The 10520-nt window shown below is 62.5% G+C and carries 13 protein-coding genes; all 13 read right to left on the bottom strand.

The features are described 5' to 3' along the window. Positions 1-171: 171 nt before the first annotated feature. Entirely contained in the window at positions 172-597 is a 426-nt protein-coding gene (locus DK391_RS36660; RefSeq protein WP_109482900.1) for a hypothetical protein, read from the bottom strand. Positions 598-1247: 650 nt separating this feature from the next. Then, complete coding sequence (locus tag DK391_RS36655) at positions 1248-1847, bottom strand: hypothetical protein (RefSeq protein ID WP_109482899.1); 600 nt, start codon at positions 1845-1847, stop codon at positions 1248-1250. A 328-nt stretch (positions 1848-2175) separates the two neighbouring features. After that, positions 2176-2820, bottom strand: coding sequence for a hypothetical protein (locus tag DK391_RS36650; RefSeq protein ID WP_109482898.1), 645 nt, complete (start codon positions 2818-2820; stop codon positions 2176-2178). Positions 2821-3154: 334 nt separating this feature from the next. After that, entirely contained in the window at positions 3155-3838 is a 684-nt protein-coding gene (locus DK391_RS36645; protein ID WP_109482897.1) for a hypothetical protein, read from the bottom strand. A 15-nt stretch (positions 3839-3853) separates the two neighbouring features. Then, positions 3854-4243, bottom strand: coding sequence for a hypothetical protein (locus DK391_RS44630; RefSeq protein WP_162601012.1), 390 nt, complete (start codon positions 4241-4243; stop codon positions 3854-3856). Positions 4244-4459: 216 nt separating this feature from the next. Continuing rightward, a complete protein-coding gene (locus DK391_RS36635; protein ID WP_109482895.1) occupies positions 4460-4768 on the bottom strand; it encodes a hypothetical protein in 309 nt (102 codons plus the stop codon). Positions 4769-5168: 400 nt separating this feature from the next. Beyond that, on the bottom strand, positions 5169-6218 hold the full coding sequence (locus DK391_RS36630; protein WP_109482894.1) for a hypothetical protein: 1050 nt from the start codon (positions 6216-6218) through the stop codon (positions 5169-5171). Positions 6219-6276: 58 nt separating this feature from the next. Beyond that, entirely contained in the window at positions 6277-6588 is a 312-nt protein-coding gene (locus DK391_RS36625; RefSeq protein WP_109482893.1) for a hypothetical protein, read from the bottom strand. 97 nt (positions 6589-6685) lie between these two features. Beyond that, positions 6686-6943 carry a hypothetical protein gene (locus DK391_RS36620; protein ID WP_109482892.1) on the bottom strand — a complete coding sequence of 86 codons (258 nt, stop codon included), beginning with the start codon at positions 6941-6943 and terminating at the stop codon, positions 6686-6688. Positions 6944-7277: 334 nt separating this feature from the next. Beyond that, positions 7278-7607, bottom strand: a complete 330-nt coding sequence (locus DK391_RS36615) for a hypothetical protein (RefSeq protein ID WP_109482891.1) — start codon at positions 7605-7607, stop codon at positions 7278-7280. 339 nt (positions 7608-7946) lie between these two features. After that, entirely contained in the window at positions 7947-8978 is a 1032-nt protein-coding gene (locus DK391_RS36610; protein ID WP_109482890.1) for a helix-turn-helix domain-containing protein, read from the bottom strand. Between the two features lie 2 nt (positions 8979-8980). Continuing rightward, positions 8981-9571 (bottom strand): hypothetical protein, encoded by a 591-nt coding sequence (locus DK391_RS36605; protein ID WP_109482889.1) that lies wholly within the window; start codon positions 9569-9571, stop codon positions 8981-8983. A 78-nt stretch (positions 9572-9649) separates the two neighbouring features. Further along, positions 9650-10306, bottom strand: a complete 657-nt coding sequence (locus tag DK391_RS36600; RefSeq protein ID WP_109482888.1) for a hypothetical protein — start codon at positions 10304-10306, stop codon at positions 9650-9652. Positions 10307-10520: the final 214 nt, after the last annotated feature.

Raw genomic sequence — 10520 nt, 5'->3', positions numbered from 1 at the left:
CGAGGCGGCCGCCTCGGGGGGTCGGCGTGGGGTATTAGATCGTGGGGTTGGGTGTGGGGGTCACGGGTTGGAGCGGGCTTTCGATGCGGACACAAAAAAGCCGGGACGTGCCCGGCTCTCCTGCGCTGCTCGTGCTTGCTGATGCACGGGTTGCTCGTTCACCGCCTCCGTTCACCAGCCCCCTTCGGGTGCTGGGGTGACGCATTGCCGCCCGCCGCCGACCAGGTTCCGGCAATGCGCGAGCGGTGGCTCTCCGTTGACGCCGGAGATCTTTCCCGGAACGTAGAGGTCCGTCGTGATGTTCGTCGTGTTGCGCGGAATCGGACGAACCGCACGGTCAGCGTCAACGCTCAGCGATGCGGGGGTCGATACTTTCAACGTGTTGAGCGAAGCCGCGGGGAACGTCACCCCGTCGATCGTTTGCGTCGCAACCGCGGGACCCGTTTGACCGCCGGAGACCGTTGCGTTCGGCGAGGTGCTTGCAGAGCCCGAGGTGGTGTTGACGGTGGCGCCTGTGGTGCTTGTTCCACCAGACACCGATGCAGCGTAAGCCGGGGGTGCGAGCAGGACCAGCGCTGCCGATGTGAGCAATGCCATGCCGGCGGTCGTTGAAGAGCGGGAGCGCATGGTCCCTCCAGGTGTCGTCGTGATGACTGTACGCTACTCCATCCGATGCTGAAGCGCCAGGTGGTGATGGGTGTCCCCCATGTTGTGTGGTGGGTGGAGGGCGCTGGGTGCTGGGTGGTCGGTGCTGGGGTAGGTTGCGAAGCACCTGGGGAGACGACGCAGCGTGCCGGATGGAAATGGTTCAGGTGTGAGCGGGGCGCTTAGCCGCGCGGGTGACGAACACCGTGGGGTCATGGACCCGATGGGTTGTTCCTGCTCCCCCACATCAACCTCACCAGACCCGGGCGGCTATCGCCGCTGGGCACTCGCTGACGCCCGATCCCTTGCGCGCTCGACCGTTGCCAGGGTGGGGGTGGTCGTGCTGCCGACATCGGTGGAGCCCGCCGTTCGACGCCGGTGGCGTTCGCGGGTGGGTCCCGGGGAAGCGAAGCGCCCCAGTTGCCGTTTGCCGTTGCTTCCGGTTCCGGTGTCATGGGACCAGGACCGCCCTCTACCGCCCTCCCGCGGGTGCCGGGCGCGGCCCGGCGTGCACTTCGATACCTGCCGCCATCGTCCACCGTCCGATCAAAGAAAAACGGTCGCTTGCGCGACCGTCCTGCTTTTGGATCGACACGTTGAGATCACTCCTGCGCATCCATCACCTGGTCCACCTGTGCCCGCTTCATCCTGTCCCACGTGCGCGTTGCGCGTGCCTGGACGACCAGCCCCCGGTCGCTCAGGTCATCCAGTGCGAAGGTCAACAATGCGGTGATGGCACCGTTGACGGTTCCGACCACATGGGTCTGAAGTTGAGTGACCAGATCGTGGTTGATGCGCAGACGGTAGAACAAATCGTCGTACCGGCCCGGGTCACCGCCGAAGGACTCGACGAGGATCAACGAAACGCCGGTCACGGGATCGATGTAAGCGGGGATGACTTCGACCCGCCTGGAACGATCACGGTGCGTAAGACGACCGTCATGCCGTGGGGACAAATCGACGACGGGCGCGATCCTCAAGCACGAGCGCCGCTCACCCAGTACGGTGAGGGCGTACCGGATCAAAAGGTTCATCATGGCGTTGAGTCCCCCGGTTGTCGTGCTCATCAGTCGCTCACGCAACGCGGCGCTGATGCGCAAGCTCTTGAACTTATCCTGGGGATGCTTGCCGTCCTTTCCTTCAAACCGGGCAACGACGTTGATGTTTTGGGGTTCTCCTGCAACGCGAGGGATGATCTCCATGGTCTCTCCTTGAGGTGGTGGTGGAGGTGCTGGTGTTCGGATCACGCGATCCGTGATCGGCTTAAACCACCCTCTCGTACTGGCGAGGGAATGCAAGCGGGTTCGGACCGTTAGGTGCTCCGCACCCTGCCCGCCTGATTCACCGGAGGTGCGTGCGGGTGGGGTGCCAGGGAAGCGAAGCGCCCCAGTTGTGGTTGGATGTTGCCTCCGGTTCCGGTGTCATGGGACCAGCACCACCCTGTGGCGGGTGCCGGGCGCGGCCCGGCGAGCACTGCGATACCTGCCGCCGCCCAAATGGAAAACGGTCGCTTGCGCGACCGTTTTGCCTTCATCCCTGCAGCCTGCCCGTCGATCCGTCTTCGCCGCCCGGAGCGTCGTCCCGCGGGACGAAAATCACCTGACGCTGCACCATGCCACGGGGCAGGAACTCGTCCAGCCACGGCCGGTCGGGATTCAGGTGGTTCTCACCGGTCTTCCCGTTCGTCCGCAGCCACCAGTCGTAGTTCAGGCGCACGAGGTCGTCGAACGTCGAGACCGTGGTGCGGGTGTTGCGGCGGTCCACCGCGGTGATCGTGTCACCGTCGCCGATCTCGAGCGAGACGCCGCCCGACCGGTAGAAGCCGGCGATGGCGATCTCGCCGGTCGCACCGTCGAGCTTGAACGGAACGCCGCGCCGGTTCATCTCCTTGATGAGCGGGGGCATGAAGCGCATGAAGCCCTTGTTCTCGTCGTGGGTCGGGGCGAGCGGGGTCGAGAGGTCCAGGTCCTCGACCTCCACCTCGACCGGTGCGGGTTCCGGTTCGACGTGGTCCTTCTTGTGGTTCTTGCCGCCCTTGGACACGGTGGTGTCCAGCGCCACGTGCTTGCCGTCTTCGACGAACGCCTGGACGTGCGCGTCGTGCAGATCATGCACGGTCGAACCTGCCGCACCTGCACCGTCGTTGCTGAGCTTGTTGAAATCGAAGTCTTCCATGTTGCCTCCTTTGGGTGATGCGACGAGTGTCGCGGGGTACCCAAACTAGCAAACGCCTGGGGCTTGTCCAGAACCAGGTGCAAAATACCCTCGTGCTTCATGAGCGGTACCGGTCCGACGTTGAACCGTGAAGGCGAGCAAGCCGCGCGCAGCGCGGGGTGCGGGGCGGAGCCCCGCGAGCGGTCCAGGCATGGACCGCGAGCAGGGATGGGGTTGATGCTTCGTCTGCCGTGATTTGCCTACCGTCCACGCTCACGTCACACCCACCAACGACAAAGCGCCCAAACCGTGGGCGCCCTGTCTCTCCTCCATGTTGTTTTACCTGCTCAAACCGTCATGCCGCGCACAATGCTCCGTTGCGCGCCAGCCATGCCCGAGCTTCCGCGCTGCGCGACGTGAATGCGGAGATCACCGTCGCTGTGTCCAGGTGCGCATCGTCCTCCTCGTCGTACCCTGCCCCCGGTGCGCTGGACATCGAGATGTGGAGACGGGCAAGGTCGTCACGGTCGTAAAACCGTGCACCCGACGGATCGGTATAGAACGCCAGACGGTCCTCGTCGTCGAACAACGGGTCGTTCACGGGTCGCCCGGTGAGCTTCGCCGCCAGGGCCCGCGAGACGTACGGTGCGCCCGCCTCGTCGCCCTGTACCGCCCGTGCCTGCTCCGCCCGCTCGCGTTCAAGTTCCGTCGCACGCAAAGTCATGCGCATGTTATCTTCGCGCCGCTTGAGCTTCGCCGCGACTTGCGCCGCCAGGTGTTCGGGAACCCCGTCCACGACCGCTTCAACGTCGGCGCGAAGGTACACCCGGGTGGTGCTCGACACCGCCATGCGGTCCGGGAAGGCCCGGGCAAACGGGACGCGCTTCGATTTCAGGTAAGCCGCCACGTCGCTCGCCGACTGCAGCCCGAGAATCCGGACGGCCTGGTTGATGGTGACTTCTTTGTCCCGGATCAGCCGTGCGCGCACGTTGACGCCACGCTTCAGAATCACGTCGGTAGGGAGGGTCGTCATTGTCATGGTCGCCCCTTCCGCTCAACGGGCCGATGCGGTCGAACCCGCGACCATGCCCTGCACGATGTCCCGAAGCTCGGTGGATTCGATCACGGCGCGCGCTTTGCGAATGCACGAAGCAAGGCCGGTGCTGCTGCTCATCGCGTAGTTCTGCTCGAACAAGCCGTGGTCATACTGCCAGACCAAAGCGACCGCGTGACGACGGGACCCATGCTCAACGTGCATACCGAGCCGCATGAGCGCGAAGACGGGGAGTTGCCGGGAACGGAAACGCGGGGTGGTCATGTCCACGCCCAGGCGCTCGACAAGTTCGACGATCCAGGGGAGGTCGGCGTCGCCGACGGCGGAGAAAAGGCACGACTCTTGTTCGAGTTGCGCCAGTTGAAGTTTTTGCGAAGCGATGGGGCTCATGTCCAGGTCCTCACGGTGGTGGACCGGGATGCCGGTCCTCGTACCGCGAAACCGGCGTTTCCCGCCGGCCCTTTGATGAACGTGAGGTGGTGCGCGGCGCTCCTACACTTTCACTATGACTCTAGGTGAAGCGGTACACAAGAGCACCGGAGCTAAATATTTTCGTTGTGTTTGCAGGTCGCGATGCCGGGTGCCACACACCCTGGAGGGCTCCCTTCAATACGTGACGACGGTCAACGCGGTCTGCTGCTCCCGCGTGCTCGCGGTGTTGGACGTGTTCGAAGCGTCGGTGCTGCCCTGCGCCACCAGACGTTGCTCAACGATGGGCTGGACCGTGTTGCTCGAGCACGCCACACCGGGTGCGGTGCTGGTGGTCGTCGCGGTGACGGTGCATGAATCGACGATGGTCACACCCACGGACATCGTTGCGGACTTGCTGCCGGCGTGCGCCGGGGTCGTGGTGAACGATGCGAGCGCGGTGAGGGTGAAGCCGATCGCGCGGGCGATGGAGGCGATGGTGCTCATGGGGTGGTCCTGATGTAGTTTTCGACATTGGCTTGCGCCCTGCCTGTCAGACCAGGATAGCTCGAGTGTTTTTTTAGTCAATAGCAAAACGGGCGCCGCACCCGTAAAAATGCAAAAATACTTGCGTCATGGAGTGTGTTGCACCTGAACCGTTCAACACCAACTCCAAAACCTGATGGAGCGCTGACGCGCTCAGGCGACCCCGCTTCGCGCCATTCCCTCCGGTCGAGGTCGATCGTGTCGATGTTGCGGGTGCCCCGCCCCTTGCCCGCGCACGGTGTCGGGGCCACGGGTCGAGCCCGCCCTCCCTCGCGTCAGCGGGTGCGGGTGAAGTGCCCGGGAGCGAATGCGACCCGGATGGGTTTTGGGTGGTGGGTTCCGGGTTTGCACCCGGTCAGAATCAAAGCCGTGCCCGCCGGCGAGCACATACGGGTTCGGGGGACGCTTCCGTCTCGTCTGCCACCCGTTGAAGCTCACGTTTTTCGAACTCAACGAACCTTGCGTGAGCCTCGTCCCTCACCTGCTTGAGGACCGGGCCGAATCCCACCTGCGCCAACCCGATAGCCTCCAGCACCTGGTGCTGCGCGCCCTGCTGCACGACCGGGCGGTACCAGTGGTTGATCGAATCGACCTCCGCCCAGTCGATGGGACATTGCCGTAGCGCACCTACCCCAACGTTCAAACCGGGGTAGATCGCGATGCCTCTCTTGCCTTCCACGTCGTAGACGACGACATCTGCGTTTTCGAATCGGATCCGGTGGGCCTTCGTCAACAAGAACTCCGTGATCTTGCGCGCGACCTCGGCGTAGCGCCGGGGACGCAACGCCTCATGACGCAACGTCAACCAACCGTGCTCAAGCACCGTCCGGAACGAAGCTTCGGTGGTGGTCGCCCAACGTTCACCGTCAAAGCGCAAGACCCGTCCGGACGTGTCCGCCGCGCACCCAGCGTTCACCATTCTCTCTACCAGCAGGTCGATGAACGCGGGATCGTCCAGGCCCGCCAGATCGTGATGATCCGTATCGAGGCGCAGATTCAGGTCCGGGAGCACGTCGATGCTGGAGGGGTCTTCAGTCGCCGGAAAAGTGTCCAGTTGTAACGGGACACACCGCCCCATGTCGTTGTTGACCGCGCCGTGGTACGACGTACTCGGAAGCGCTCCGAAGATCGCCCTGAGGTCGTGATAAACGTCCTCGATGCCGGGTGTGAACGAGGTCCCAGTGGCCGCGGTGAAGTCCTGGAACCATGCCGCACCTTCGTGGTAGCAGAAGCGGTTGAGTGCGTGCTTGACACCTCGCCGCGACGTAAGAACCCCAGCGACCTTACGAACGTTGCACACCGCGACGAACTGCTCCACCAGCGCTCTGCGTTGCTGCTCGCTTCGATGGCGAACGGAGCCCGGTTTCATCTCGTTTGAAAACTGCGGTTGGGGGTTTGTGTTGGCGGTCATGGTGCTGCTCCTGGGAAAGCGGAAAGGAGGAAAACGCCCATCGGGTGGCGAGCGTTGGTCAGGGGACCGAGAACTCCCAAAAGTCGCTAAAGCATCCCAAGATCTCCTCGACGTCCTCCGACGATGCAGCCCCGTCAATCTGCGCGCAGAACGCCGTGACCTCATTGATGTCGTGGAACGTTCTGTACCGCTCGGTATCGGCGCCATAGACGTTCTTCCAGGGACTGAACATGACGAACTCCCCCGGCATCACGAAAGCTTCGACCTTCGTAATGGGGCGATAACTGAACGTGTAAGTACGGTCTGGGAAAACTCGAGTGACCGTCACCTCGGTCAGAACGTTGCGGATTGTGGGCGTGAGATTTGCCATGCTGTTCTCCTTGGGTCGTGGACCTGCAACACGTCGGCCCTTGTACCCCGCCGACCAGCATTGCTGCTGGCCCGAGGGAGAACGTTGATGCGTCGGATCACGCGAACATCGGCCGCACCCGAACGGGGATGCCCATGAAACCGCCTTCGCTGGGAGCGTCAAACCACTCGCCGTTTTCATCGACCTGCACCTGGGTGACCTCCACGACGTAGCCGTTTTCGTCCATTTCCGTTGCCGTGGACATCGGTTCGCCCAACGTCGCGCGCGCGTCGTCGATCGCCTCGAGTTTGGTGGTGCCCTTGCCGTAGACAACATCGTTGTGACCGACGAAGCGGTGTTGGATTCGGGTTTGCATGGTGGATCTCCGATTAGGTAGTGGCGTTGCGTTGTGCTCTGCCTACATGACCAGGGTAGCTCTAGGAAAATCCTGGTCAATAGCAAAACGGGCTCCACACCCGTGAAAATGCAAAAATACTTGCGTCATGGAGTGTGTTGCACCTGGACCATTCAACACCAACTTCCAAACCCGATGGAGCGCTGACGCGCCAAGGGGCTGGAGCCCCGCCTCTTTCCCGCGCATGGTTTTGGGGATCACGGGTGTGGCCCGCCATCCATCGCGTCAGCGCTCGCGGGTGAGTGCCCTGGGAGCGAAAGCGACCCGGGTGGGGTTGTCGGTGTTCCGGTGCGAGTCACAGCCGCCGGCGCGGACGGGCTTCGACGACGACCTGCTGCTCCTGCTCGATGGCGTTCACCGCGTCACGAACCTCTACTTCCTGCCGTCGAGCGCGCCAGGGGTCTACGATGAATCCGCTCTGCTCCCCCAGGCCCAGAACAAAGGGTGCGGTAAGGATGTTCATCGTCCCCACCTGCTCTGAAACCCATTCTTTGCCGTTCCAACCCTCACCTCGTAGCGTCACTGTTTTGAGCGGTTGTTGTCCTTCACGTGCCTCCGCGTTTGCTACTTCAGCGGAGAGGGTGGGCGGTCGTGCAAACAGGTCGGCAAAGAGTTGCGGGCGCATGGGGTGGAGGTCTCCTCGTATCGTTGTGACGTGCGACGCGGTTTGCGTCGCCGGTGTAGACCAAGGTAGCTCGAGGGCTTGGCGTGTCAATACCAAATCGAGCGCCACACCCGTAAAACCAAAAATATATCTGCCAGACCAGGGTGCAAAACACCTGGATTGCTGGAACCGATGAAACGTCAAAAGCATGGGGAGCCTGGAGGCTCCGGGCGGCCCCGCTTCGCGCCGATTCCTCGCGCAAAAAGATGGGGCTCCAGCCGATCGGTGGAGCCCCGCTTGTTCATGACGATCTGGTCGCACGGTTAGAGCCCGCCTGCGTTCGCGTGAGCGCCCGCGGGTTCAGTGCCCCATTTGCCGTTCCGGTTTTGAAGTTTTGAGCGTGCGCCGCCACTCTTCCACTACCTTTGGGTCGAAGAGCCACCGCCCGTCCACCCGCTGTACACCTTCTGCCCCGGTCGCGTCCGCAGCGGTCCGCAGCGCGTTGAGCAGTTCCGGCGTGATCGACAACTCCCGCCGAACGTCGGTGGCGGTCAGCCATCCCTTTTCCAACATCGTCCTGACTTCGTCCGGGTAATACCACCGACGTCTTTCCAACGGCGCGTCGGTGTGCCGCTTCAAAGCAAACCGCATCGCCTCGACGCTATCCGGGGGGTAGAGCACGATCCTCCCCACACGTTTCCCATTCGCGATGTAATACATTTTCTGCCCGACGCGCGCTTCGATTTCCTGCTTTGTCAGCCATCCCAGAGCACGCAACTCCTCTTTCTTCTGCGCATTTTGCTGCGTGACCGTCTGTCGAGCTTCTCGCTCTGCCTTCCTCGCCTTTCGCTTCAGGATCTTCTCCCGACGCGTTGCCTCACGATTCGCCTGGAACGCCGCGACCACTGCTGGGTCGAAATACAACCGTCTGCCCACCTGCATGCCCTGAAGTTGCTTGCAGTTTCTTGCCAGCGTCACACGCGAGACCCCCATCATTTTCAGAACATCGTCGGTGCTTAGCCAGCCCCGTGCCTTCACCTCCGCCGCCTTCGCTTCGCGCTTGAGCCGGTGCTGGTCTTTCAAAGCTTGTCGTTGCTCCGCCCGCAGCACACGTGCCTTCAGATAGGTTTCGATACAGTCTGCTGGAAAAAGCCACCGTTCCCCTACGCGCACGGCACCCGGAATCTGACCCTTCGCGCACAGTTGTGTGACGCGTGAACTCGTGACCCCCAATCGCTCCACCACCTGCTGCGTCGTCAGCCAGCCCAGCACCTTCAACGCGGCGCGAGCATCGGTCCTGGCCTTCAGTTTCGCCCGCTGGTCCCGCGGATGCGTCGCCGATACCTCGCTTGACGTCTGAATGATCGCCGTGTTCGTCGTGGTCTGTTCCATGATCACACCCCCTTCCGCTTTTCGCGCCGATCAATCTTTTCCGCGCGCTCAGCGATCAACCGCTGGACCTCGTCCACGGGGATTCGCCGGACGTGGTTGCTGTCGAGCGTCGCCCACACCTGACCGCGCTGCACCATCCGCGTCACGTGCGCCGCGCCGGTGTAGCCCAGGCGCCGCGCTGCTTCGTTGAACGAGAGCAGCGTTTCCGCTTCGAGCGCTTTCGCCGCCGCGTGTGCTTTCAGGTCCGCAGGCTTGAAGAGCCGTGCCCCGCCCATCCATTCGAACGGGATGTCGCCGGCGCGGGCGTGGTTGCGAACGTAGAACTCCGAACGCCCGATCACCGCCGCCGCTTCCGACGCGGTGAGCAGTCCGTTGCGCGAAGTGTCGCGTTTCCGCGGGGTCGTCGAGTCGAACGACTCGACCAGCGCCGGGTCGAACCGACGCTTGCCCTTGGCGTCGAGCACCCCGTTGAGCAGCCCACGGCGATGCCAGAGCAACACCGTGGTGGCGTTGACGTTGAAACGTCGTGCTACGTCGGCGGTCTGGAGCCAGCCGGGCGGTACGTTGTCGGTGCGGGGTGCGCGGGACGGCATGAACGATCTCCTCGTGGTGGGTCTTGTACCCACATACCCGCCGGTGAGGGCGGGCACGGACCGTTTGCGGTGGAGGGGTCAACGACCCAGGTATCGCTGGTAGACCTCGTGTGCGGAAAGGTGGAAGTGAAAGCAATCGAAACCACCGGCGTCCTGCCATTCGCCGTCGTCGTTCTTCTCCGAGACGTTGAACTGAATCATGTTGCTGTAAGTGCTGTTCGCGTAGTTGAACCGGGTAACCGCCTTGTCGCTGTCCACATCGCAGACCTCGCCACGCGCGTCCACGCCAAACTCGGGGGTGCTTTGAAGTGCAGCGTCGTGTTTCCCGTCGTACTCCCTTTGCGCACCAGCCGCCACCATCGAGGCAACGCTCACGATCGCACGGCCGAGACGGCGGGTCTGAACCGCGAGGTTGTGGTCCTCAGGGTTCTCTTCAAACATGTCCTTCACGTCGTCTTCGTCTTCCCCGATGTATTCACCGCTCATTTTCATGATTGCGATGTAGACGTCTGCCATGCCGCAACTTTCCCACGGAGCGCGCTCGACATCACCATCGGTGCCGCGCTGGTAGATGATCGGGTAGGTCTCGCCCTCGATCGTCACGTCGAGGTAAATGTTTGTGCTGTACACCTCGGGGTCGTGCTCGTCATCGAACGATTCGATGTTGTTCAGTTTGATGCTTCCGAAAACGGAGCAAGCTACTTCGTGGCTGATCTGTACGGTGGTCGTGGTCATGGTGGGTCCCCGTGGAGGTTGATTGGGCGTTGCGTTGCGCGCTGCCTATACATTCAAGTTAGCTCCAGGGATTTTCATGGTCAATAGCAGAACGAGCGAAAAAACCGTGAAACGGCAAAATACCTTTCTTCGTAGAGTGTTTTGCACCTGAACGTTGAAAACCCTCGCCGATCATGGAGTGCTTACGCGGTCGGGACGGTCCGCTTCGAGCCGT

Source organism: Paraburkholderia sp. C35 (assembly GCF_003121405.1).
Classification (GTDB): domain Bacteria; phylum Pseudomonadota; class Gammaproteobacteria; order Burkholderiales; family Burkholderiaceae; genus Paraburkholderia.
Note: the sequence above shows the minus strand (reverse complement) of the source record. Positions and strands in the feature narration are given on the sequence as shown.